Raw genomic sequence first — 23,183 nt, forward strand, 5'->3', positions numbered from 1 at the left:
GGAGGGAGGGGCTGCCCGCAGTACGTCATGAACTTCGACGACCTGCGCGCGGGCCCCGGTGGCATGCGGCGCTCATCTGCGGGACGCGTCATTCGCGCAGGCGCAGGTAGGGCGGCGGTACGGCGTCGGTGAGCCATACGCCGTTGACGCTGACGTGGAAGAGATGACCTGCCCGGTGCATGGCCCCTGCGTCGACGTCGAGGACGATCGGCGCGCCGCGCCGGGCGCCGACACGGACCGCGGTCTCGCGGTCGGCCGAGAGGTGGACATGGTGGCGGTCCATGGGCCGGAGCCCCTCGACGAGGACGGCGTCCAGCACCCGTGCCACGGTGCCGTGATAGAGGTACGCGGGCGGTTCGGCCCGTGGCAGGTCGAGGTCGACGGTGACGGAGTGCCCCTGGTTCGCCCGGATGCGCTCGCCCTCCACGGCGAAACGCCGTTTGTCGTTGGCCGCCACGACATGGTCGAGTTCGCCCCGGGTGATCGGGAATCCATGCTGCGCGCAGGCACGCAGCAACTCGTCGACGGACACCCAGCCGTGGGGGTCGAGGCTGATTCCGATCCTGTCGGGTTCATGCCGCAGATGCTTCGACAGGTACTTGGACACCTTGACGGTGCGTCGTTCGTCCATCTCGTCAGAGTGCCTGTGCCGCGTCCCCGGTGCATCTTGATTTCGTCCATGCTTTGAGAACTTGTTGCCGCCGAACGAGTTTGATCCACAGCCAACTCGGCTTATCCACAGGCCCTTTGGGGAATCTGTGGACAACTGACGTGCCATTGATCCAGGTTGCTCAACTGTGCTCATAATGGTCCGACTTATGGGTCTGTGCGCCATGTGTGCGACTCAAAGGTGTTGTTCGGAAGGGAGTGTGATGAAACCGCTCACAGCACAGCTGTGTTGGCGGCTTTGACGTGCACCCCCGCCAACCAGGAGTCTGTGAAGCGGTCTTGATGTGCCGGAGGGCTGAACTCAGAGTGGCGGCTTCAGCCGAGCGACGGCTCGTAGGACACGTGGGCTGATGCGCGACAGCAGCCGTGCGCCATGGGCCTCAGGTGTCACCGGGACCACTGCCCGGTTGTGTACCACAGCATCGAGAATCGCCCCGGCGACCTTCTCCGCAGGGTAGTTGCGGAGAGAGTACAGCCGAGCCGTCCGCTTCCGGAGGCGCTCCTCCTCCGCCTCGTCGGTACCTGCGAAATGTGCGGTTCCGGTGATGCCGGTGTTGATGAGGCCCGGGCATATCGCGCTGACCCCGATCGACCGGTCGGCCAGTTCCGCGCGCAGGCATTCGCTGAGCATCAGCACCGCTGCCTTGGACGTGCTGTACGCGGGAAGTGCGCGTGACGGCTGATAGGCGGCCGCCGAAGCGACGTTGACGATGTGGCCGCCCTGCCCCCGGTCAGCCATCTGTCTGCCGAAGATCCGGCAACCGTGGATGACTCCCCACAGATTGACGTCGAGGACGTTCCGCCAGTCCTCACTCGTCGTATCGAGGAAGGAACCCGACAGCCCGACACCGGCGTTGTTGACCAGGACGTCCACGACGCCCAACTCGGCGGCTACTTTCTCCGCGAGCTTCTCCATGGCCTGTTCGTCCCCGACGTCCACCACTTCGCCCCACGCGGTGGGCGCGCCGATCAGCCGCGCGGTCTCCGCCGTCCGGGCAACGGCCTCCGCGTTCCGGTCCACTGCGACGAGCCGCGCTCCCGCCTTCGCGAATGCCAGCGCCGTGGCACGTCCGATACCGGCCGCAGCACCCGTCACCAGCACCAACTGCCCGCCGAAGCGGGCCGCACGGGCGCCATCGGCCGCTGTCCCGGAAGCGCCGGCCCCGGCGTGACCGTCCTGGCCGCCCGTCTCCCCACGGTCGACGAACTCGCTGATCCAGGCGGACAGCTGATCCGGCCTGGTGCGCGGGACCCAGTGCTTCGCCGGCAGGGTGCGACGTACCAACCTGGGTACCCACATGTCCAGTTCGTCATGGAGCGACGGTGAGAGGAAGGCGTCACCGGTCGGTGTGATCAGCTGCACCGGCACATGGGCGTGGGCGTCCGGGCGTGGTCGGCGCAGGCGGGACCGGATGTTGTCACGGTAGAGCCAGGCTCCGTGCGCCGCGTCCTGCGGGAGCGACGTCGTCGGATAGCCGTCGGCGGGCACCCTTTCCATCCGCCGCAGAATCCCGGGCCACTGCCTGCCGAGCACCCCGCGCCAGGCCATCTCGGGAAGGACGGGCGTATGAAGCGCGTACACGTACCAGGACTTGGCGGCCTGGCCGAGCAGCTGCCCCACGCGTCGTGGGCTCGGGTGGGACACCCGCCCCTTGATCCAGTGCCCGAAGTGGTCGAGGGACGGGCCGGACATCGACGTGAACGAGGCGATGCGGCCCTTGGTCCGCTCCACCGTCGCGAATTCCCAGGACTGCACCGAACCCCAGTCGTGCCCGACCACATGGACCGGCCGGTCCGGGCTCACCGCGTTCACGACGGCCAGGAAGTCATCGGTCAGTTTCTCCAGCGTGAAGCCGCCGCGCAGCGGCTCGGGTGCCGTCGACCTGCCGTGCCCCCGCACGTCGTAGAGAACCACGTGCCACCGCTCCGCCAGCCGTCCGGCGACCTCGGACCAGACCTCCTTGCTGTCCGGATAGCCGTGCACGAGCACGATCGTCGGCTGTGACGGGTCGCCCAACTCGGCGACACACAGCTCGATCCCGCCCGTACGCACCCAGCGCTCACGCGCGCTTCGCAGATCCACGCCGCCTCCTCGTCCAGTGCCGGCGTTGCGGTACGCGTCCGTAACGTGACACCGCTGAATGTGGCAACCGACCCACGGTCGCGTCAAGGGATGCCCCGAACCTGTGGACAACGCCATGTGGACGAGCCGGCGCCGGGCATTGTGGACAACTCGGCCCATGCGCGTCGGGCGAGCCGGTACCGCCGCCCGCACCGGGCCCTGTGGGCCGTCCGGACCGCTGTGTCCTCCCTCGTGGGGTCCCCCTACGGGCCCGTACGCCTGGAGTCGGACGTGGATACAACCGTCTGGTCTGACGACGCCTGCCGGTGCGCGCCACTACCTTCGAAGGCGTGACTGTGATCGCAACCGAAAGCCTGAGCAAGCGGTTCCCGAGGGTGACCGCGCTTGACCGGCTCTCCTTGGACATCGGACCGGGTGTAACCGGTCTGGTGGGTTCCAACGGGGCCGGCAAGTCCACGCTGATCAAGATCCTGCTGGGTCTTTCCCCCGCCACCGAGGGCCGGGCCGCGGTGCTCGGGCTCGATGTCGCCACCGAAGGCGCCGCGATCCGGGAACGGGTCGGATACATGCCTGAGCACGACTGTCTGCCGCCCGACGTCTCGGCGACCGAATTCGTCGTCCACATGGCGCGGATGTCCGGACTGCCGCCGACCGCGGCGCGCGAGCGCACCGCGGACACCCTGCGCCACGTCGGTCTGTACGAGGAGCGCTACCGTCCGATCGGCGGTTACTCGACCGGTATGAAGCAGCGGGTGAAGCTGGCCCAGGCCCTGGTCCACGACCCGAAGCTGGTCCTTCTCGACGAGCCGACCAACGGCCTGGACCCGGTCGGCCGCGACGAGATGCTCGGCCTGATCCGCCGCGTCCACACCGATTTCGGGATCTCGGTGCTGGTCACCTCCCACCTCCTGGGAGAGCTCGAGCGGACCTGTGACCACGTCGTCGTCATCGACGGCGGCGCGCTGCTGCGTTCCAGCTCGACCAGCGACTTCACGAAGACCACCACGACTCTGGCGGTCGAGGTGACCGACAGCGACGCCCACCCCGACGGGACGGACGCGCTGCGCAGGGTCCTCACCGGCGCCGGGACCAGGCTGGTGGGCCATGACGGGCTCGACGCCGAAGGCCTGCCGGGAGCGGGTCACATCCTCCTGGTGGAGGCGACGGGCGAAGAGACCTACGACCTGGTCCGTGACAGTGTCGCCGAGCTCGGGCTGGGGCTCATCCGGATGGAACAGCGACGTCACCGCATCGCCGAGGTCTTCCGCGCCGCGGAGGCGCCGCAGGCAGCCACGGCCGCGAAAGCCGGCGTCGGACAGGAGAAGGGGAGCGGCCGGGATGAGCACTGAGACCGGAACCACTGAGACCGGAACCGTGGCCGGGAGCGACAGCTCCCGCATCCACAACATCGGATACCGCTCCTACGACGGTGCCAGGCTGGGCCGCGCGTACGCCCGCCGCTCGCTCTACTCGCAGTCCCTGCGGGGCTCGTTCGGGCTCGGCAGGTCCGCCAAGTCCAAGGTGCTGCCGATGCTTCTGTGCGGGGTGATGTGCCTGGTGGCGCTGATTCTCGTCGCGGTCGCCATCGCCACACCCGGCATGACGAAGCTCCCCATCAAGTACACGGACTTCGCTATCTACCTGCAGGCCGTGATCGGGCTCTTCATCGCCTCCCAGGCGCCGCAGTCCGTGTCCAGGGACCTTCGCTTCAGGAGCGTGCCGTTGTACTTCTCGCGGCCGATCGAACGGGTCGACTACGTACTCGCCAAGTTCGCCGCCATGGCGTCGGCCCTGCTCATCCTCACCGGGCTGCCACTCGTCATCCTCTACGCGGGTTCTCTGCTGGCCAAGTTCGACTTCGCCGACCAGACCACGGGCTTCGGGCAGGGGATGGTGTCGGTGGCACTGCTCTCCGTGCTGTTCGCCGGGCTCGGGCTGGTGGTCGCCGCGCTGACACCGCGCAGGGGCTTCGGGGTCGCCGCGGTGATCGCCGTACTGACCATCACCTACGGAGCGGTGTCCACGGTCCAGGCGATCGCGTGGCAGACGGATTCGGCCGATGCCGTCACGTGGCTGGGGCTGTTCTCCCCCATCACGCTGATCGACGGGGTGCAGACCGCGTTCCTCGGCGCCTCCTCCGCGTTCCCCGGTGGTGAAGGACCCGGGGCCGCCGCCGGCGTCGTCTATCTGATCGTTGTTCTCGCGCTCGTCGCCGGCTCGTACGCCGTACTGATGCGCCGTTACCGGAGGGTCGGGCTGTGACCACCATCGAGATCGACCACACCTCCCGCTGGTTCGGCAACGTGGTCGCCGTGAACGACGTGAGCATGAAGGTGGGCCCCGGAGTCACCGGGCTGCTCGGGCCCAACGGGGCAGGCAAGTCCACGCTGATCAACATGATGGCCGGATTCCTCGCGCCGTCGACCGGCAGGGTCACGCTCGACGGCACACAGATCTGGCGCAACGAGACGGTCTACAAGGCGATCGGAATCGTGCCCGAACGGGAGGGCATGTACGACTTCCTCACCGGTCGCGAGTTCGTCGTCGCCAATGCCGAGCTGCACGGACTGGGCGACGCGGCCGCGCACAAGGCCCTGGCCACGGTCGAGATGGAGTACGCGCAGGACCGCAAGATCTCGACGTACAGCAAGGGCATGCGCCAGCGGGTGAAGATGGCGTCCGCGCTGGTCCACGACCCCTCGGTGCTGCTCCTCGACGAGCCGTTCAACGGCATGGACCCGCGGCAGCGCATGCAGCTCATGGAGCTGCTGCGCCGGATGGGAGCGGAGGGACGCACGGTGCTCTTCTCCTCCCACATCCTGGAGGAGGTCGAGCAGCTCGCCTCTCACATCGAGGTGATAGTGGCTGGCCGCCATGCCGCGTCCGGCGACTTCCGGAAGATCCGCCGGCTGATGACGGACCGGCCGCACCGCTACCTCGTCAGGTCCAGCGACGACCGTGCGCTCGCCGCGGCGCTCATCGCGGACCCGTCGACGGCGGGGATCGAGGTCGACGTCACGGAACGGGCCCTGCGCATCCAGGCGGTCGACTTCGGTCGCTTCACCACACTGCTGCCGAAGGTCGCGCGTGAACACGGCATCCGGCTGCTCACCGTCTCCCCGTCCGACGAGTCCCTCGAATCGGTCTTTTCCTATCTCGTAGCGGCCTGAGTAGTGGCCTGAAAGGAGCTGTGAAGCGTCATGTACGACCCCACAGTCGCCCGGCTCACCTACCGGGCCCTGCTCGGCCGGCGCCGGGCCGCCATCCTGTTCGTCCTGCCGGTCCTGCTGGTGGCCATCGCGGTCGCGGTGCGGGCGTTCGCCGGTGCCGACGACGGTGTGGCCTCCGGCGTGCTGGGCGGGTTCGCCATCGCCACGATGGTCCCGCTCATCGGTGTCATCGCGGGGACCGGTGCCATCGGGCCCGAGATCGACGACGGCTCGATCGTCTATCTGCTGGCCAAGCCGGTGAAGCGGCCCACGATCATCTTCACCAAGCTGATCGTGGCCGTCGCCGTGACGATGCTCTTCTCGGCGCTGCCGACGCTGATCGCGGGCTTCATCCTCAACGGCAACGGCGGGCAGATCGCCGTGGCCTACACGATCGCGGCGCTGGTCGCATCGATCGCGTACAGCGCACTGTTCCTGCTGCTCGGCACGGTCAGCAGGCACGCGGTGGTCTTCGGTCTGGTGTACGCGCTGGTGTGGGAAGCGCTCTTCGGCAGTCTGGTGCCGGGGGCCAGGACGCTCAGCGTGCAGCAGTGGTCCCTGTCGGTCGCCGAGAAGGTCGCCGGGGAGGGCATGGTCACTTCGGACGTAGGCCTTCCGCTGGCGACCCTCCTGCTTGCCGGCGTCACGGTCGTGGCCACGTGGTACGCGGGACAGAAGCTGCGGGCGCTGAAGCTCGCCGGCGAGGAGTGAGACCTGCCGCGAGGCAGCCCCCGTCCTCAGGGCGGGGGCTGCCTCATGTGCGGCGAGGGCGGCGTGACGGTGCGCTTATCGGCTCGTTGTACAGGGCGCGTGGAGGCAACTGGAATCTGTGGCGTCGAGCTTTCGTGAATGCGGGGAATGCCGGCAGTGGTGAGGCAGTGCCCACCCACCGGTCATCGGGCAAGTGGCAACCGTGAGCGTCCTCCACCCTCGAAGCCCGGGGACAGGGCCGTCCTTGCCGTTCCCGCGCACGAAAGGCATGCCCATGCCCACGGAAGCCGCCCTGCTCGAATCCCACGCACTCCGGGTCGAACGGATGGGGCGCGTCGAAGCACTCGACAAGGTCAAGATTCTTGTCATGCTCCCCGACGGGATTCACCTGCGCACAGAGGATGTGGCTCGTTACTTCGAAGTACCCGCAGTGGTCCTCAAGAAGCTCGTCCAACGCCATCGTGCCGAGGTGGAGGAGAACGGCCTCAGGTTGCTACGAGGCGCTGAGCTGAGCACGTTCCACAGGGACATGGTGTCCCTATGGGGTGGTGAGGGCGCGGAGGGTTATCCACAGGGGGCCACGCAACTTACGCTGTACACCCGCAGGACCGTGCTGAACGTCGCCATGCTTCTTCGCGACAGCGACATCGCGCGCAGCGTCCGGACCCACCTCCTCGACGCCGAGAAGGACCTCAGGGCCTCGTACGTCTCGCTCGACAGCCGCGTCACCCGCATCGAAGGCTGTCTCGTGGGCGTGGGCAGCGCGCTCCAGGAACTGGGTCCCGTGCTGAGCAGGATGTCGCACCGGCTCGACGTCCTCGACCGGAAACTGGACATCATCCACCAGGCGGTCGGCGCAATCGGCCTCCGGCTCACCGACGTCTCGCAGGACATCAGCCGGCTCGACACCCGCATGGACGACCTCGCCCACCGGCTGAGGAACCTGGGCCACCGAACGAACGGCTGACGGTCCTCCGGGGATCACCGGAGCGGAAAACGGGTGGTCCCCGGACGGCGGGCTCGGGCACAGTGAGGGGGGATGCCGCAGGAAGACGGCGTCCCGGGACCGGGAGAGGAGCGCGGCGATGACCAGCAGTCCGAGTCCGTCGAGTCCCCGACTGGGTGGTCCGCAGCCGGCGCCGCGGTAGCTTCATCAGCTGCCCGGGCAGCCGTCCGCAGCAGGGCCCCCGGGTGGCCACTTCTGCGCATCGCGCGGCCACCCCCTGGAGGATTGGCCGAGTGGTAAGGCAGCGGCTTGCTAAGCCGTCGTCGGGGCGACCCCCGCGCGCGTTCGATCCGCGCATCCTCCGCACGTACCGGACACCGGCCGACACCGGAACCGCTCCCGCACCCGGGGCTCTACGCGCGCGGGGCCGTCCGGAGCAGCTCCTCGAGGACGACGGCGATACCGTCGTGCTCGTTCGACGAGGTGATCTCGTGCGCCACGGCCTTCAGGTCGTCGTGCGCGTTGGCCATGGCGACGCCGTGCCGCGCCCAGCCGAACATGGGGATGTCGTTCGGCATGTCGCCGAAGGCCACCGTGTCCGCCGCCCTGAGCCCCAGACGGCGTGCGGCCAGCGAAAGGCCGGTCGCCTTGCTCAGGCCCAGGGGCAGGATCTCCACGACACCCGGACCCGCCATGACAACATTCACGAGGCTGCCGACGGCCTGCTGCGCGGTCTTCGCCAGGGCGTCGTCGTCGAGCTCCGGATGCTGGATGTAGACCTTGTTCAGCGGCGCGGTCCACATCTCGGCGCTGTCGTCCATGTACAGGGCGGGGAGGGGGCCCTCCTGGACCCGGTAGCCCGGCCCGACCAGCACCTCGCCCTCGAGCCCGTCCCGGCTCGCCGCCAGGGCGAGCGGGCCCACCTCCGCCTCGATCTTGGACAGCGCCAGCCCGGCGAGCTGCCGGTCCAGGGTGAGGGAGGTCAACAGCTTGTGCTCGCCGGCGTGGTAGACCTGCGCGCCCTGACCGCACACCGCGAGACCTTCGTAGCCCAGGTCGTCCAGGATGTGCCGGGTCCAGGGAACCGCTCGTCCCGTGACCACGATGTGCGCTGCACCGGCCGCGGTGACCGCGGCCAGCGCCTCCCGGGTGCGGTCGGAGACCGTGTGGTCGTCACGCAGCAGGGTGCCGTCGAGATCGGTCGCGACGAGCTTGTAGGGGAACGTCACTTGGAGACCGGCTCCAGCAGCTCGCGCCCGCCCAGGTACGGACGGAGGAGCTCGGGCACGCGCACCGAACCGTCCGGCAGCTGGTGGTTCTCCAGGATGGCCACGATCGTGCGCGGTACGGCGCAGAGCGTGCCGTTCAGAGTGGCCAGCGGCGTGACCTTCTTCCCCTCACGCATCCGGACGGACAGCCGGCGTGCCTGGAAGCCGTCGCAGTTCGACGCGGAGGTCAGCTCGCGGTACTTGCCCTGGGTCGGGATCCACGCCTCGCAGTCGAACTTCCGTGAGGCCGAAGCACCCAGGTCACCGGTGGCGACATCGATCACCTGGAAGGGGAGCTCGAGGCCCGTGAGCCACTGCTTCTCCCAGTCCAGGAGCCTGCGGTGCTCGGCTTCGGCGTCCGCGGGGTCGACGTACGAGAACATCTCGACCTTGTCGAACTGGTGGACGCGGAAGATGCCCCGGGTGTCCTTGCCGTACGTGCCCGCCTCGCGGCGGAAGCAGGGCGAGTAGCCGGCGTACCGCAGCGGCAGTTTGTCGGCGTCGATGATCTCGTCCATGTGGTACGCCGCGAGGGGGACCTCCGACGTGCCGACGAGGTAGTAGTCGTCCTTCTCCAGGTGGTACACGTTCTCCGCGGCCTGGCCGAGGAAGCCCGTGCCCTCCATGGCACGCGGGCGGACCAGCGCCGGGGTCAGCATGGGGACGAAGCCGGCCTCGGTCGCCTGCGCGATCGCCGCGTTGACCAGGGCCAGTTCGAGCAGTGCGCCGATGCCGGTCAGGTAGTAGAAGCGTGATCCGGAGACCTTGGCGCCGCGCTCCATGTCGATGGCGCCCAGGGCCTCGCCGAGCTCCAGGTGGTCCTTGGGCTCGAAGCCCTCCGCGCCGAAGTCGCGGATCGTGCCGTGCGTCTCCAGGACGACGAAGTCCTCCTCGCCGCCGACCGGCACGTCCTCGTGGACGATGTTGCCGAGCAGCAGCAGCAGCCGCTTTGCCTCGGCATCGGCCTCGTCCTGTGCGGCGTCGGCCGACTTGACCTCGGCCTTCAGCTGTTCGGCCTTCTTGAGGAGCTCGGAACGCTCCTCGGGGGTGGCCCTGGGGATCAGCTTGCCGAGCGACTTCTGCTCGGAACGGAGTTCGTCGAAGCGGACGCCGGACGACCTGCGCAGCTCATCGGCGGAGAGCAGGGCGTCGACGAGCGCGACGTCCTCTCCACGGGCGCGCTGGGAGGCGCGAACACGGTCGGGGTCCTCACGGAGCAGGCGAAGGTCAATCACCCCTCAAGGCTACCGGTGCTGGGATCCACCACTCGAACCGATATCGACGAGCGTGGCGCTTTGCCCGAATTGCCGGAATCCATAATCGTGGGGAATCGTGGACCGGCCGGTGGATGGAGATCGTCGATAAACGGGGTCCCATCGCCTCGAAAAGGGAGCAAGTTCCCCTGTTGCTCGATGCATCGGCGGTGCGCAGGCGGGGAGTTGAGGGCGGCTGGAGCGCGTGTTGTCCACAGGGGGCGTCGATCCGATTAGTTATCCACAGGCTGTGAAGAAGATCTGTGGATGCCGAAAGAGATCGCTCCGAAAGCGGCATGCCGGGACAGGGAATCGGCACTCAAACCTGATCCGCGCACTCGTTCGGGTGGGTATTGCCCGTCTCGATGAGTTGATCAACGGAATTCGGGCGACACGGGGGGAGGTGTGGTGCGGCGGGGGATCCGCGGCCACTGGGGCGATTTGTCGACCATGTCGTGTTGTGGTGTCGACTTGTCCCCAGGTTGAAAGGGTGGCCTGTGGATAACTTTGTGTGGACCGAAAGTCGGCAGGCAGGACCGGAGGACAAAGCTCCCTGTCCCTCTGCGCAGACTCCCGGTCCCTCTCCGCAGGCTTCAGGCCCGGCCGTCCTGGCTGCGGGCCAGCCAGTCGGACGCCTCGGTGAAGTCCGTGTCGGACGTCCCGATCCGCAGAGGGCTCACCTCTCCGGGCGTCACCCCTGCGCGCGGATACGAACCGAGGAACCGCACATTCGGGCAGATCCGCTTCAGCCCCATCAGCGCCTCACCGACCCGCCGGTCCGCGATGTGACCCTCCGCGTCCACGGCGAAGCAGTAGTTGCCGATGCCTTCCCCGGTGGGCCGGGACTGGATCAGCATCAGGTTGACCCCACGGACGGCGAACTCCTGGAGCAGCTCGAGGAGGGCACCCGGACGGTCGTCGCCGAGCCAGATGACCACGGAGGTCTTGTCGGCTCCCGTAGGCGCGGACGGCCTGGCCGGGCGCCCCACCAGTACGAAGCGGGTCTGGGCGTTCTCCGCGTCGTGGATCTCCGTCACGAGCGGTTCCAGCCCGTAGGTCGCTGCGGCGAACTCGCCGGCGAAAGCGGCGTCGTAGCGACCTTCCTGGACCAGTCGGGCACCGTCCGCGTTCGAGGCAGCCGACTCCCACGCCGCGCTGGGCAGATGGGCGGCCATCCAGTTGCGTACCTGGGGCTGCGCGGCCGGATGAGCCGTGACGGTCTTGACGTCCGCCAGCTTCGTCCCGGGGCGCACCAGCAGCGCGAACGTGATGGAGAGCAGCACCTCGCGGTAGATCATCAGCGGAGCGCCCGAGGCCAGCTCGTCGAGCGTCGTGCTGATCCCGCCCTCCACGGAGTTCTCGATGGGGACGAGTGCTGCCGCGGCCTGCCCGCCACGCACCGCGTCCAGCGCGGCCGGTACCGAGACCATCGGGACGAGCTCCCGGGTGGCGGCTTCGGGGAGAGTGCGGAGGGCCACCTCGGTGAAGGTGCCTTCAGGGCCGAGGTAGGCGTAGCGCGTGGCTGACATACGGTCACCCTAATAGCCCGACGGAGGGGGCCGTGCGCCTTACGCCTCGAGCAGCCGCTGCCCCACGTACTCCCCGGGCGCCGCCCCACCGGGTACGGCGAAGAGACCGCTCGCCTCGTGCCGGATGAAGGGTGAGAGCGCGTCCCCGCGGTCGAGCTTGCGCTGGACCGGGATGAAGCCCTTGAACGGATCGGCCTGCCAGCAGATGAAGAGCAGTCCGGCATCCGGGGTGCCGTCGTCGGAGATGCCGTCGTGGTACGAGAACGGGCGGCGCAGCATCGCGGCACCGCCGTTCGCCTCGGGGGAGGAGATCCGGGCGTGGGCGTTGCCGGGGATCAGCAGCTTGCCGTCCGGCCCCGTCTTGTCCAGGTCCATCGCGCTGTCCTCCGAGCCGCCGCTGAGCGGGGCGCCGTCCGCCTTGCGCCGCCCTATGACCTGTTCCTGCCGCTTGACCGTGAGCTCTTCCCAGTCGTCCAGGAGCATCCGGATCCGCCGGACGACGGCGTACGAACCCCCTGCCATCCAGGCGTACGCCGACGAGCCGCCGGAGGGCACGAAGATCCGCTCCTCGAAGTCGCTCTCGGCGGGTTCCGGGTTGTTGGTGCCGTCGACCTGACCCATCAGGTTGCGTGCGGTCATCGGCCGGGCCGTGGCGCCCGGTGTGCGGTTGAAGCCGTTCATCTGCCACCGCACCCGGGCCGTGGACCCGGCTTCCTTCTGCAGGGCGCGCAGCGCGTGGAAGGCGACGAGCGCGTCGTCGGCGCCGATCTGGACCCAGAGGTCGCCCTCGGACCGTTTGGCGTCGAGGTGGTCGGAGGAGAAGGCCGGCAGCGGGTCCAGGGCGGGCGGCCGGCTGCTGGTCAGCCCGGTGCGGCCGAAGAAGGTGCGGCCGAATCCGAAGGTGATGGTCAGGGAGGACGGTCCGGCGTCCAGGGCCACCCCGGTGTCGTGCCCCCGGCTGTCCGACGGTTCACCGGACATGAGCCGCTCTGCGGCGGCCGACCAGCGGCGCATCAGGGCGGCTGCTTCGCCGCGCCCGGCGCCGGGCGCCAGATCGAAGGCGACCAGGTGCCCGCGGGCCTGGAGCGGAGTGGTGATCCCCGCTTGATGTTTCCCGTGAAACATCGCCTCGGCCGATCCGACCGAGGTCAGCGGTGTCGGGGCCTCCCCGCGCGTCGCGGCGTAGCCCCCCGCGCCGCCCGCCGCGCCCAGGGCAAGGCCCGCCGCGCCGGCCGCTCCCGCGCCGACGATGAGCCGCCGCCGTGAGACGGCGCTCGCGCCTCCGGTACCGGAGGCTTCGCGGTGGGTGGCGGGGGTGCCGTTGTCCTTGGGACTGTGCTTCTTCTTGCTCACCCTGCTCAGCCGATCTTCACGTTCTTCTCGATGGTTGTCTGGTCGATGTCCGACGTGCGCACCGTCACGGCGACCTTCCAGTCACCCGCCATCGGGATCTGTACGCTGCTCGACGTCCAGTGCCCTTCGGTGAGGCGGTCGGGGACGACCGGCAGAGGGCCGATGTCCTTGGACTCCAGCGTGAAGGCGAGCTTCACCTCGGGGACGTCCAGAGGACGTTCGTCGGTCCCGTCGATCCAGACGTGCACGCTGTTCGAGCCGGTCCCGCCGGGCGAGATGTCCAGCCGCACCGTCCCCTTGCCGTTCTGGCCACCGGTGTCGAAGGGCAGGCTCAGATTCACCTGGTCACCGGCCACCGGCGAGGCCGCCGAGGTGGTGCCCCGGGCGGTCTCCTCCTCCGTGCGGCCGGGCTCGGTGGACGTCAGGATCGTCGTGACGACGAGCAGCACCACCGCGATACCCGTCTCCACCAGCACGGAACGCCGAAGGCCGGAGCGGTCCGGGTCGGCGTCGCGGGCGCGCTTCTCCTTCGTCGCCGTCAGAGCGGCGCGCTGTCGGGAGAGCTGGGCGGCGCGCTCCGGAGCCACCTCCTCGTCGGGCGGGACGGCCGGTGCGGCCGGTTCCGTCGCTTCAACCGAATCCGCTGCCTGAGCGGCGTCACCGGCGGATTCGGTGCGCTCCGCCAGCCGGCCCGCCCATCGCCGGGATATCCACGCGACGCCGACGAGCACGGCGACGAGCGCCACCTTGACGATCAGCACCTGTCCGTACCGCGTGCCGGTCAGTGCGGACCACGAACCGACCTGGCGCCAGGACTGGTAGAGGCCGGTCGCCGCGAGGACGAGCACGCTGCCGAACGCCACGCGTGAGAATCGCCGTACCGCGCCGCTCGTGACGTCCGGCGTCCGGTACAGGGCGACCAGCAGCGCGGCGAGTCCGCCCAGCCAGCCGGCTACGGCGAGCAGGTGGAGCACGTCGACGGGCATGGCGATGCCCGGCTGGATTCCCGTTGAGGCGTGCTCGGCCAGGGCCCACGTGCCGGCGATCCCGGCGGCGATGACCGCGCCGCCTGTCGCGAGCCCGAAGGTGAGGTCCTGCTTCTCCTTCTCGTCCTCGCGCTTGGCGTACGCCCCGAAGAGGACTGCGATGAAGAGCGCGGAAGCGCCCAGAAGGAGCAGCCGGGAGACCAGTGCGGCCCCCGGCTTGGTGTCGAGCACGGCCTGGAGGCCGGCGAGGTCGAAGGCATCCGCGAGCCTGCCGGAGCCGGTGTAGGGGTTGCGCAGGAGCAGCATGGCCAGCGTGGCAGCGGTCAGTGTGATCCAGCCGCGTACGACGAGCCGCTGCAGCGGGCGCGCCCCCGCCCCGCGCTGCCAGCAGGCGAGCACGAAGGCAGACCCGCCCGCGAGCAGGATGAATCCGGCGTACGCGGCGTAGCGGGCGATGCCGTAGAGCGCGCCCACGAGACCGCCGCCGGCGTCGGCCGAGGGCAGCGCCACCGTGGTCTTCGAGGGGGCGCCGACGGAGAAGGTGAAGGCTCCGGAGACCGGGTGGCTGTCGGCGGACACCGCCTGCCAGGCCACGGTGTAGGTGCCGTCGGGCAGACCGCTGCGGAGCTGGACGCCGTAACGCACGGCGCCACCGCTCGTCAGATCACGCGGCGCACCGTCGTCCGCCCGCTTTCCGCTCGGGTCGAGGACCCGGATGGAGTCGTCGCCCATGGCGATCTGCTCGGAGAACGTCAGTGTGACGTCCTGGGGAGCGGTGGCGACCACCGCCCCGTCCTGCGGGTCGCTCCCCGTGAGAGCGGCATGCGCGGACGCGGGGCTCGCGCCGGCCAGCACCAGGCCGAACAGCAGGCTGATCAGCGCGGCGAGGAGCGCGACCGCGGCGAGCGGCCGTCGTGTCGGGGAGGGCCCGAAGCGCGGGGCGGTGGCTGTCATGGGTGTCAGTACCTCACTGCTTCTTCGGGGCGTAGGTGGTTTCCTTCACGGGGATGTCGACCTTGATGGGGTCGGCTTTCTCGAAGTGCAGTTCGACGGAGACCGTCTCTCCCCGCTTGGGCTGCTGCTTCAGGTCCGTGAACATGATGTGGTTGCCGCCGCGTTCGAGGTCTAGCTCGCCACCGGCGGGCACCTCGAACGATGTGACCATCCGCATCGTCCGGTTCTTCGTCTCATGGATGGACACGTGGTCCGAGAGGGAACTGGTCACCGAGGTGAGCCGGTCGGTGGTGTCGCCACTGTTCTTCACGAGGAGGAAACCGGCCGCCATGTCACTGACGGGCTGTGGCATGAAGGCACCGGTCACCTCCAGCTGCGGCACGCTGTCCGACGAACATCCCGTCAGCGCCACGCCGACGGTGAGTGCCAGGGCGCCCGCGACGGCCCTGCGGCGGTTCACGGGGTCTCCCCCTTCACGAGTTCCGGGAGGTCCTCGGTGTAGTCCTCTGCCGTGGTGTCCTCGCCGTAGAGCACGTACCCCTTGTCGGTCTTCGGGGAGAACGCGACGACCTGGGCGCCGTGCATCGAGACGACCGTGCCGTCCTTCTCCTTCTTCGGGGGGTCGATGCCGATGCCGATCTGCCGTGCTCCCGCCTGGATGGTCGGGAAGTCGCCGGTGAGGCCGGTGAAGTCCGGGTCCTGCGCCTTGAGCCAGCTGCCCAGGGACGCCGGGGTGTCCCGTTCGGGGTCCGTCGTGACGAAGACGACCTGGAGCTTGTCCTGTTCGGCCTCGGGCAGCGCCCGCTTGGCGATCGCGATGTTGCTCATGGTCAGCGGGCACACGTCGGGGCAGTTGGTGTAACCGAAGTAGATGAGAGTCGGCTTGCCCTTGGTCCGCTCGCGGAGGTCGTACTTCTTGCCGTGTGTGTCGGTGAGGACGAGGTCGGGCTTGGTGAAGGGCTGGTCGAGCACGGTGGCGGGCTCGGACCCGGCTCCGGAGGAGACCTCGGCGACGGAATCGTCCACCGGGTCTCCACCGCTGCCGCAGGCCGACAGGGTCAGTGCGGCCACGGCGGCGAACGCCGCGGCCAGCACCGTCTTCTTGCTGTGCATGGAGAGCTGATTCCTGATCTGTGAAATACGGGTGGGTGGAGTCTGCGGGGTCAGACGTTGCGGCGACGGCCGGCGAGCACGCCGAAGGCGACCCCTGCGACGCCGGTCACGATGCCGACGATGCCCAGCACGCGGGCGGTGCTGTCCGTCCCCGACGAGGACGCGGCGGCCGACGACGCCGTGGTCTCCTCGGCCTTCTCCGCATGGCCGCTCTTGCCGTCCGCCGCGGTGGCACCGTGGGCGTCTGCCGCCGGGGCGGTCAGCGCGAGGACGGGCGCCGGGCTCTCGGGCTCCTCGCCGCCCTCGACGGGCTCCTCGATCCAGCGGACGACTTCCTTGTTGCTGTACGTCTGGAGCGCCTTGAAGACGAGCTGGTCGGCGTCCTCGGGCAGCTGGCCGACGGAGAGCGGGAACTGCTGGAAGTAGCCCGCCTCGATGCCGTCGCCCTCCGCGGTCCAGGTGACCTTGGAGACGGCTTCGGTGATCTTCCTGCCGTGTACGTCGAGCGGCTTGGCCAGCTTGCTCTTGGTGACGTCGATCTTCCAGCCGGCCACCGGCTGCGGGCTGACGGATGCCAGCGGGTGGTCGGTCGGGAAGTTGACCTCGAGCTTGACGGTGGACGCGTCGTCGCGCTCGTTGGGGACCTTGAAGTTGACGGTGGCGTAGCCGCCCTTGGCGGCCTCGCCCTGCGGCTGCACGCTGACGTGCGCGGAGGCGGTACCGGCGAGGAGCAGGACGGTGGACGCGGCGACGCCGCCGGCGAGGGCGATGCGGGAAACGTTCATGGCAGGGATCACTCCACAGGTCACGAGGAAAGGTGGTCCGGCGTGCGGAGGCACGTCGGCATCACGACCACCTCTTCACGGGAGTCCCGGCAGAGGGGTCGCGTCAGGCTGCGCGTACGTATACGGGCGGCGGCCCGCGCCTGATCACCATGTGCTGCAGAGGGTCCCCGGTGGCCGGGGCGGGAGAGTCGACGGCGCTGCGGAGAAGGCACGGCCCGGTCGTGGGCCGTCCCGGAAGCCCCGCACGCAGGGCGCGTACGAGTGCCACCGCCGCGCGCAGCGCGCGCAGCCTGGCCACGGCCGCGAGCTGCCGGCCGCCCTGCGCCGAGATCCTGGCGAGCCGGAAGAGGGCGATCTCGCCGCGGCGCAGCAGCCAGCCCGTGGCGAGTGCGGCGAGCAGGTGCCCCAGGAGCATGGGCAGGCTCGGCAGGCCGGACATCATCGTGGCCAGCGCCGTCGGATCGGCGGCGGCGTCCGGGGCGGCTGCCGCCCCCGAAGCCAGGTGCGTGTGCCCCTGGGCCACGGCCGCGGGGTCCAGCCCCGCGGTCGTCACGATGCGGTGTGCCTCGGCGGCGCTCAGCTGCGCCGGCCCGGCACCGCACACCAGCCCTGCGGCGAAGCGGATCAGTGAGTCGTCACCCGACCCCGTCGCGGCGGCCGCGGTGTGCCGCCCGAGACCGAAGAGGATGTGCAGGGCGAGCTGTCCTGCCGCGAGGGCGGCGGTGATCGAAAGGAGGTTCCGCTCCCGTCCGGCGAGCGCCGCCGCGACGGCGAAGACCCCGGCGAAGCCGGCCAGCAGGGTCCACCCGGGCACCCCGGCGCCGGCGGCAAGGCCATGCCCGGCGGCGGCGAGCACGACACAGACCGCGGTGAACACCGCGGTCCTCAAGAGCCGCATACAGGCTCCGGCGCGTGCGACAGGCATAGACATGGCCGGGTCATCATCCCACTGGGCCCCCGGTCTCCGTACGGCAGGTCCGGAAGGTCGGTATCCGTCCCCATCCGGCAGTGATCAGGGGGTGTTGCACCTGTTCATGGGCACTCCGGAGCTGTTCCGTGCATGATGCGGGGCTGTTCCACCGATGCCCGGGCCCGCCGTCCGGGCCCGTCATACACCGGTGAACGGAATTTCCGCATCCGCCGAATGAGCGCCGTCTCAGCCAATTCGTGCTTACGGAGTGCCCGTTGCGGCAATACGTAACGTTATGTCGAGCCGCAGCCAGGAGGCTGGAGCATGAGCATGTGGTGGTCACTCCATTTGCGGCGCGAAGCCGCGAGCGTTCCGCTCGCCCGTCGCTTCCTGCTCGGCACCATGGAGACCGCGGGGGTGGACCCGGACATCTCCTACGACCTCTCGGTCGCACTCAGCGAAGCCTGTGCGAACGCCGTCGAGCACGGCGGTGACCGACGGGACGCGGAGGGGGCCCAGGACGCGGGCCCCGCCTCCGCCGGTGACGGGCGATCCGGGCACGCAAGCGGGCAGTACCGGGTCACCGCTTATCTGGACGGCGAGAAATGCCGTATCGAAGTCGCCGACTCCGGCCCCGGATTCTCCGCCCGGCGCACCCTTCGCCCCGCCGCGGAGCCATCCGGCGGCTGTCCGCCGGACCCGCAGCCGTCCGCCGCCCACCCGTCGGGCGACCCTTCGCACGCGCGCACCGCGGCGCACCCTGCGGCCATGGCTGAGAGCGGCCGCGGGCTCGGCCTGATCGAGGAGCTCGCCGACCACGTCCACTTCGGCAACCGGCCGGGGCGTGGTGCGGTGGTGAGCTTCGACAAGGTCCTGAAATGGCGGGAGGGCGCGCTGCTCATGGTGTCCTGAGCAGCGCGCCCTCCGGCGCAACGTGACGCGGACTGCCGCGTCGGGTGCCTCAGCCCTTCAGCCGGGCCATCCAGGCCTCGACCTCGTCGGACCGGCGCGGCAGCGCGGCGGACAGGTTCCGGTTGCCGTCCTCGGTCACGAGGATGTCGTCCTCGATGCGGACGCCGATCCCCCGGTACTCCTCGGGCACGGTCAGGTCGTCGGCCTGGAAGTACAGCCCCGGTTCGACCGTCAGGCAGACCCCCGGCTCCAGGGTGCCGTTGACGTACGACTCCGTGCGCGCGACGGCGCAGTCGTGGACGTCCATACCCAGCATGTGGCCGGTACCGTGCAGCGTCCAGCGGCGCTGCAGGCCCAGCTCCAGGACCTTCTCCACGGACAGGTCGCCCAGCAGGCCCCACTCGACCAGCTTCTCGGCGAGGACCCGCTGGGCCGCGTCGTGGAAGTCACGGAAGGCGGCGCCGGGCTTCACGGCCGCGATGCCCGCCTCCTGGGCCTCGTACACCGCGTCGTAGATCTTCCGCTGCAGCGGCGAGAACGTGCCGTTGATGGGCAGCGTCCGCGTCACGTCGGCGGTGTAGAGCTCGTTCGTCTCCACACCCGCGTCGAGCAGCAGGAGCTCGCCGGAGCGGACCGCGCCGTCGTTACGGACCCAGTGCAGCGTGGTGGCGTGCGGGCCCGCCGCGCAGATCGAGCCGTAACCGATGTCGTTGCCGTCGACGCGGGCGCGCAGGAAGAAGGTGCCCTCGATGTAGCGCTCGCTCGTGGCCTCGGCCTTGTCGAGGACCTTCACGACGTCCTCGAAGCCGCGCGCCGTGGCGTCGCAGGCCTTCTGCAGCTCGGCGACCTCGAAGGCGTCCTTGACCAGGCGGGCCTCGGACAGGAAGACGCGCAGCTCCTCGTCGCGCTCCGCGGTGACCTTGTCGGTCAGGGCGGCCTCGATGCCCGCGTCGTGTCCGCGGACGTTGCGCACCGGGCCGGTGGCCCCGGTCAGTGCGGCCGGAAGCTCGCGGACGTCCTTCGCCGGGACGCCCAGCAGCTGCTCCGCCTCGGTGAGGGAGTTGCGGCGGCCGACCCAGAGCTCGCCCTGGCCGTCGAGCCAGAACTCGCCGTTCTCACGGTTGGAGCGGGGCAGCAGATAGACCGTCGCCTCGTGCCCGCCGTCGGTCGGCTCGAGCACCAGGACGCTGTCCTGTGTCAGGTCGCCGGTGAGGTACGCGTACTCGGTCGAGGCGCGGAAGGCGTACTCCGTGTCGTTGGAGCGGGTCTTCAGGTTGCCCGCGGGAACGACGAGCCGCTCGCCGGGGAAGCGCGCGGAGAGCGCGGCGCGGCGGGCGGCGGTGTAGGAGGCCTGGGCGATCGGTTCCAGGCCGTGCAGCTCGGTATCGGCCCAGCCCGACGCCATGTTCTCGGCGAGCTCATCGGAAATGCCCGGGTACAGGCCGTTCTTCCGCTGCTTCACGGGCTCTGCTTCTGCTGTTTCCGGGGTCTCCGGGGCGAGCTCCTCAGACACGTTATGTCCTCCTTGTACGACACTGGGCCCTCTCATCGTACGGGCGTACGGAAGGGGGCCCGGTGCCGGAAGACCCGCTACGGTTCCGATGCCGCCGGCGGCATCGGCCTGCTCAGTCGAAGCGCGCGGCCAGCAGGGCGACGTTCCCGCTGCCGTCGCCGCGGACCGCGCCGTCGGGCAGCACGGCCCGCAGGATGTGGTCCGCGACGGCTCCGGGGTCCTGCCGCAGGGCCTTCGGCACACCGGCTGCAGCCGAGTGCAGCCGCGCGAACGCCCGGTCCATGGTGTCTCCGGTGCGGCGCAGCAGTCCGTCGGTGTAGAACAGCACGGTCTCGCCGGGGCGGAGCGTGAACTCCACGCTCGGTGCCTCCCAGCAGGAGAGCATGCCGAGGGGGACGGAGACGGTCGTCTCCACGAATTCGGTGCGCCCTTCGCCGGTCACCAGCGGCGGGGTGTGCCCGGCGCCGGCGAGCAGGATCGTGCGCCGGTCGGGCTCGCAGTACGCGAAGAGAGCGGTCGCCGCGCCGGCCGGTTCGGTCAGCCGCAGCAGCAGTTCGAGATCGGAGAGCACAGCGACGGGGTCCTCGCCCTCCATCACGGCGTAGGCGCGCAGACCGGCGCGGACCCGGCCCGTCGCGGCAAGGGCCGTCGGCCCGGAGCCGCCGACCGAGCCGACGGCCAGGCCGAGCGCGTCGTCGGGCAGGGGCAGCGCGTCGTACCAGTCGCCGCCGCCCGAGGGCCCGGCCCGGCGGCGGGCTGCCAGCCGCACTCCGGGAATCCTGGGCAGCCTGCCGGGGAGGAGCTCCTCGGCGATGACCGCGACGTCCGACCTGGCGCGTTCCAGCTCGCGCAGTCGGGCCAGATGTTCGGCGGCGTAGCGGGCGTACACCCCGACGAGATGGCACTGGCGTTCCAGTGGTTCGGCCGGTTCGTCGTACAGCCAGACGGCCACCCCCAGCCGGCCGGCGGTTCCGGTGGCGAGGGGCTGTGCGTAACTCGCGGCGTATCCGAGCCGGGTGGCGACCTCGCGGCAGCGGGGGTCGAGGCCGGTGTCGCCGAGGATGTCGGGGCTGGCGTGAGGGCCTTCGGAATCCGGCAGACCCTCGAGGAAGCGGCCGTACGCGGTGGCACTGCGGGGCACCGTCTCGATGTGGCCCAGTTCGGCGTGGGCGAGGCCGAGCCCGATCGTGCGGGACGGCCCGCCGCCGTCGGCCGGTTCGAGGACGAGGAGCCCCCGGCCGGCTCCGACCAGGGCTGCCCCGGCACCCAGGAGTTCATGCAGAGCGCTGTCCAGGGTGCTGGTCGCGGCCAGCCGTTCGGTGAGTTCGTGGAGTGTGGTGAGGTCGGAGACCCAGCCGGCCAGCCGGTCCTGGATGAACGCTCCCGGCGCGAAGGGCGGATCTTCCGCAGGCGCGGCAGTGTGCGTTGAAACGGGAACCATGGGATCGATTCCAGCCACTTTCGGAAGGTGGGGGGTGCTCATGGCAGTCGGCTTTCCGACAGGTGCTTTCTGTCGAATAGCATCGCAAACCCCCATGTCGTTCCGCGCCGCTATCGGTGCAACCACACGTACACGCACCCACATGTACACGCACAACTAAGGTCATGTCCAGTATTGTCCTTACGATATTTATGGTGTCCGTGAGGCAGTCAACTTGGCCGGAAAATGCACCCCCGGGCCGCATTTTGCGGTCGACTGGGTGCGCTCGAGAGAGGGCGCCCTCGGGGTGAATTGCCGGAGGGAGCGTCATCCCGGGCATGCTGGGTACGTAATCGTGGATGGCCAGGGGTGGTTGCGACCGCCCCGGAACCCGACAGCGAGCCCGGGCGTCCTCAACTGTGACGGCCGCCCGCCCATCCCCGAGTGGCGGGGTTGCACAAGGGACGGCACGCGCGACGCGCACGCCGACCGCGCGAAGTTTTCACCGGACTCGGCTCGGTTCAACTCGGTTCGGCCCAGCTCCATTCTGTTCGGTTCCACTCTGCTCCGCTCGGCTCACGCTCGGCACCGACTACCCGTCCGTACCGCAGACCTGATGGGCGAGCACGTACAGCGAAGAGACACACACGTGGCGTAACGGGCACGTGCTGTGATGTGGACCTCGGCGTTCAACGGAAAGGAACGAGCGCTCATGCGCGAGATCCTCGGAAGGCGACGCAGGCACCGGCCCCGGCGCAAGGGAAGTTCCGCCCAGCTCGAAGCGGCGCTGACCTGTGCCACCCTCCGGAAATGGCCCGTGCTCCCCGGAGCGGGGCCGGCGGCGGGAGCCGTCCGCGGCGAACGCGGTCCCGGCTGCGCCTGTCGCGACCCCGAGTGCGCCGTACCCGGCGCACACCCCCTCGACCCCGGTCTCCTCGCGGCGACCACCGACGAACGCATGGTGCGCTGGTGGTGGACCACCCGGCCCGCCGCCCCCGTCCTCCTGGCCACCGGCGGCCGGGCGCCCTGCGCCCTGAGTCTGCCCGCCGTGGCCGGTGCCCGGGCGCTCACCGCGCTCGACGGCATGGGGCTGAGGCTCGGCCCCGTGGTCGCGACACCCACCAGGTGGTCGCTGATGGTCGCCCCCTACTCCCTGGAGCGGCTCGGCGAACTGCTGCACGCCCAGGACCGGGTGCCCAGCTCCCTGCGGTTCCACGGTGAGGGTGGTTATCTCCTCCTGCCGCCGTCCGAGGTGGACGCGGGGCAGGTGCGCTGGGAGCGGGCCCCGGAGGAGGGCAGCGCCGCGCCGTGGCTCCCCGATGTGGAGTCGGTCCTGGATGCGCTCGTCGAGGCGAGTAACGGCGCACCGGACGGCGGCAGCCGGCTCGCGTACTGAGCGGACGGCGGCTCACCGACGCGGGTACAGCGGGTGGCGGCTCACCGAGCGTGTACAGAGGGCGGCGGCCCACTCGCCCGGGGAAGTGGGGCCGCCCGGATATCGTGCGATCAGCCGCGTACCGGGCAGGTGCAATTGCATCCTCGTAAAAACCTTCGGCCCAGGGCTTTCTG

Annotated in this window: 20 protein-coding genes and 1 tRNA gene; 8 read left to right on the plus strand and 13 right to left on the minus strand. The window is 69.8% G+C overall.

The features are described from left to right. Nucleotides 1-88: 88 nt before the first annotated feature. Complete coding sequence (locus BFF76_RS15705; protein WP_031090290.1) at nt 89-631, minus strand: RNA 2'-phosphotransferase; 543 nt, start codon at nt 629-631, stop codon at nt 89-91. A gap of 339 nt (nt 632-970) precedes the next feature. Continuing rightward, complete coding sequence (locus BFF76_RS15710; RefSeq protein ID WP_053929563.1) at nt 971-2,752, minus strand: SDR family oxidoreductase; 1,782 nt, start codon at nt 2,750-2,752, stop codon at nt 971-973. A gap of 335 nt (nt 2,753-3,087) precedes the next feature. On the opposite strand from BFF76_RS15710, the gene BFF76_RS15715 reads away from it, so the two are divergent. The 6 genes from BFF76_RS15715 to BFF76_RS15740 all read left to right on the plus strand — a co-directional run bounded on the left by BFF76_RS15715 (nt 3,088) and on the right by BFF76_RS15740 (nt 7,982). Beyond that, a complete protein-coding gene (locus BFF76_RS15715) occupies nt 3,088-4,101 on the plus strand; it encodes an ABC transporter ATP-binding protein (RefSeq protein WP_065848452.1) in 1,014 nt (337 codons plus the stop codon). Next, nucleotides 4,091-5,014 (plus strand): ABC transporter permease, encoded by a 924-nt coding sequence (locus BFF76_RS15720; RefSeq protein WP_053929564.1) that lies wholly within the window; start codon nt 4,091-4,093, stop codon nt 5,012-5,014. The genes BFF76_RS15715 and BFF76_RS15720 overlap by 11 nt, the downstream gene beginning before the upstream one ends. Then, entirely contained in the window at nt 5,011-5,922 is a 912-nt protein-coding gene (locus BFF76_RS15725) for an ABC transporter ATP-binding protein (RefSeq protein ID WP_053929565.1), read from the plus strand. The genes BFF76_RS15720 and BFF76_RS15725 overlap by 4 nt, the downstream gene beginning before the upstream one ends. A gap of 30 nt (nt 5,923-5,952) precedes the next feature. Beyond that, on the plus strand, nt 5,953-6,672 hold the full coding sequence (locus tag BFF76_RS15730) for an ABC transporter permease (RefSeq protein WP_031090286.1): 720 nt from the start codon (nt 5,953-5,955) through the stop codon (nt 6,670-6,672). Nucleotides 6,673-6,946: 274 nt separating this feature from the next. Then, nucleotides 6,947-7,639: a hypothetical protein gene (locus BFF76_RS15735; protein ID WP_065848453.1), complete on the plus strand. Its 693-nt coding sequence runs from the start codon at nt 6,947-6,949 to the stop codon at nt 7,637-7,639. A 258-nt stretch (nt 7,640-7,897) separates the two neighbouring features. Beyond that, a tRNA-Ser gene (locus BFF76_RS15740) sits at nt 7,898-7,982 on the plus strand. 49 nt (nt 7,983-8,031) lie between these two features. Here the strand turns inward: BFF76_RS15740 and BFF76_RS15745 are convergent. From BFF76_RS15745 to BFF76_RS32335, 9 genes are all read right to left on the minus strand, one after another. Continuing rightward, a complete protein-coding gene (locus BFF76_RS15745) occupies nt 8,032-8,847 on the minus strand; it encodes an HAD family hydrolase (RefSeq protein WP_053929566.1) in 816 nt (271 codons plus the stop codon). Continuing rightward, a complete protein-coding gene (gene serS, locus BFF76_RS15750; protein WP_031090278.1) occupies nt 8,844-10,121 on the minus strand; it encodes a serine--tRNA ligase in 1,278 nt (425 codons plus the stop codon). The genes BFF76_RS15745 and serS overlap by 4 nt, the downstream gene beginning before the upstream one ends. Before the next feature lie 611 nt (nt 10,122-10,732). Beyond that, nucleotides 10,733-11,668 (minus strand): prephenate dehydratase, encoded by a 936-nt coding sequence (pheA, locus tag BFF76_RS15755; RefSeq protein WP_065848444.1) that lies wholly within the window; start codon nt 11,666-11,668, stop codon nt 10,733-10,735. Nucleotides 11,669-11,707: 39 nt separating this feature from the next. Further along, nucleotides 11,708-13,021 (minus strand): iron uptake transporter deferrochelatase/peroxidase subunit, encoded by a 1,314-nt coding sequence (gene efeB, locus BFF76_RS15760; RefSeq protein ID WP_065848445.1) that lies wholly within the window; start codon nt 13,019-13,021, stop codon nt 11,708-11,710. 5 nt (nt 13,022-13,026) lie between these two features. Continuing rightward, a complete protein-coding gene (locus BFF76_RS15765; RefSeq protein WP_065848446.1) occupies nt 13,027-14,961 on the minus strand; it encodes a copper resistance CopC/CopD family protein in 1,935 nt (644 codons plus the stop codon). A 13-nt stretch (nt 14,962-14,974) separates the two neighbouring features. Next, nucleotides 14,975-15,421, minus strand: a complete 447-nt coding sequence (locus BFF76_RS15770) for a copper chaperone PCu(A)C (protein WP_053929569.1) — start codon at nt 15,419-15,421, stop codon at nt 14,975-14,977. Then, a complete protein-coding gene (locus BFF76_RS15775; protein WP_031090268.1) occupies nt 15,418-16,074 on the minus strand; it encodes an SCO family protein in 657 nt (218 codons plus the stop codon). The genes BFF76_RS15770 and BFF76_RS15775 overlap by 4 nt, the downstream gene beginning before the upstream one ends. A gap of 50 nt (nt 16,075-16,124) precedes the next feature. Then, nucleotides 16,125-16,859, minus strand: coding sequence for a YcnI family copper-binding membrane protein (locus BFF76_RS15780; RefSeq protein ID WP_053929570.1), 735 nt, complete (start codon nt 16,857-16,859; stop codon nt 16,125-16,127). Between the two features lie 103 nt (nt 16,860-16,962). Next, nucleotides 16,963-17,790 (minus strand): hypothetical protein, encoded by an 828-nt coding sequence (locus BFF76_RS32335; RefSeq protein ID WP_065848447.1) that lies wholly within the window; start codon nt 17,788-17,790, stop codon nt 16,963-16,965. Between the two features lie 303 nt (nt 17,791-18,093). Between BFF76_RS32335 and BFF76_RS15790 the strand changes: the two genes are divergently transcribed. Beyond that, nucleotides 18,094-18,681 (plus strand): ATP-binding protein, encoded by a 588-nt coding sequence (locus BFF76_RS15790; protein WP_053929571.1) that lies wholly within the window; start codon nt 18,094-18,096, stop codon nt 18,679-18,681. A 49-nt stretch (nt 18,682-18,730) separates the two neighbouring features. On the opposite strand, the gene BFF76_RS15795 is transcribed toward BFF76_RS15790, so the two are convergent. After that, on the minus strand, nt 18,731-20,194 hold the full coding sequence (locus BFF76_RS15795) for an aminopeptidase P family protein (RefSeq protein ID WP_031090258.1): 1,464 nt from the start codon (nt 20,192-20,194) through the stop codon (nt 18,731-18,733). A gap of 112 nt (nt 20,195-20,306) precedes the next feature. Continuing rightward, nucleotides 20,307-21,677 (minus strand): PP2C family protein-serine/threonine phosphatase, encoded by a 1,371-nt coding sequence (locus BFF76_RS15800; RefSeq protein ID WP_244167286.1) that lies wholly within the window; start codon nt 21,675-21,677, stop codon nt 20,307-20,309. 649 nt (nt 21,678-22,326) lie between these two features. Between BFF76_RS15800 and BFF76_RS15805 the strand changes: the two genes are divergently transcribed. Further along, nucleotides 22,327-23,010, plus strand: a complete 684-nt coding sequence (locus tag BFF76_RS15805) for a bifunctional DNA primase/polymerase (RefSeq protein ID WP_065848449.1) — start codon at nt 22,327-22,329, stop codon at nt 23,008-23,010. Nucleotides 23,011-23,183 lie beyond the last annotated feature (173 nt).

The organism is Streptomyces mutomycini, assembly GCF_001700505.1.
Taxonomy (GTDB): Bacteria; Actinomycetota; Actinomycetes; order Streptomycetales; family Streptomycetaceae; genus Streptomyces; species Streptomyces mutomycini.

Coding starts and splice junctions, on each gene's coding strand:
- BFF76_RS15705 (WP_031090290.1), bottom strand. CDS start 631: ATGGACGAACGACGCACCGTCAAGGTGTCCAAGTACCTGTCGAAGCAT.
- BFF76_RS15720 (WP_053929564.1), top strand. CDS start 4,091: ATGAGCACTGAGACCGGAACCACTGAGACCGGAACCGTGGCCGGGAGC.
- BFF76_RS15730 (WP_031090286.1), top strand. CDS start 5,953: ATGTACGACCCCACAGTCGCCCGGCTCACCTACCGGGCCCTGCTCGGC.
- BFF76_RS15735 (WP_065848453.1), top strand. CDS start 6,947: ATGCCCACGGAAGCCGCCCTGCTCGAATCCCACGCACTCCGGGTCGAA.
- pheA (WP_065848444.1), bottom strand. CDS start 11,668: ATGTCAGCCACGCGCTACGCCTACCTCGGCCCTGAAGGCACCTTCACC.
- BFF76_RS15765 (WP_065848446.1), bottom strand. CDS start 14,961: ATGACAGCCACCGCCCCGCGCTTCGGGCCCTCCCCGACACGACGGCCG.
- BFF76_RS15775 (WP_031090268.1), bottom strand. CDS start 16,074: ATGCACAGCAAGAAGACGGTGCTGGCCGCGGCGTTCGCCGCCGTGGCC.
- BFF76_RS15780 (WP_053929570.1), bottom strand. CDS start 16,859: ATGAACGTTTCCCGCATCGCCCTCGCCGGCGGCGTCGCCGCGTCCACC.
- BFF76_RS32335 (WP_065848447.1), bottom strand. CDS start 17,790: ATGTCTATGCCTGTCGCACGCGCCGGAGCCTGTATGCGGCTCTTGAGG.
- BFF76_RS15790 (WP_053929571.1), top strand. CDS start 18,094: ATGAGCATGTGGTGGTCACTCCATTTGCGGCGCGAAGCCGCGAGCGTT.
- BFF76_RS15800 (WP_244167286.1), bottom strand. CDS start 21,677: ATGAGCACCCCCCACCTTCCGAAAGTGGCTGGAATCGATCCCATGGTT.
- BFF76_RS15805 (WP_065848449.1), top strand. CDS start 22,327: ATGCGCGAGATCCTCGGAAGGCGACGCAGGCACCGGCCCCGGCGCAAG.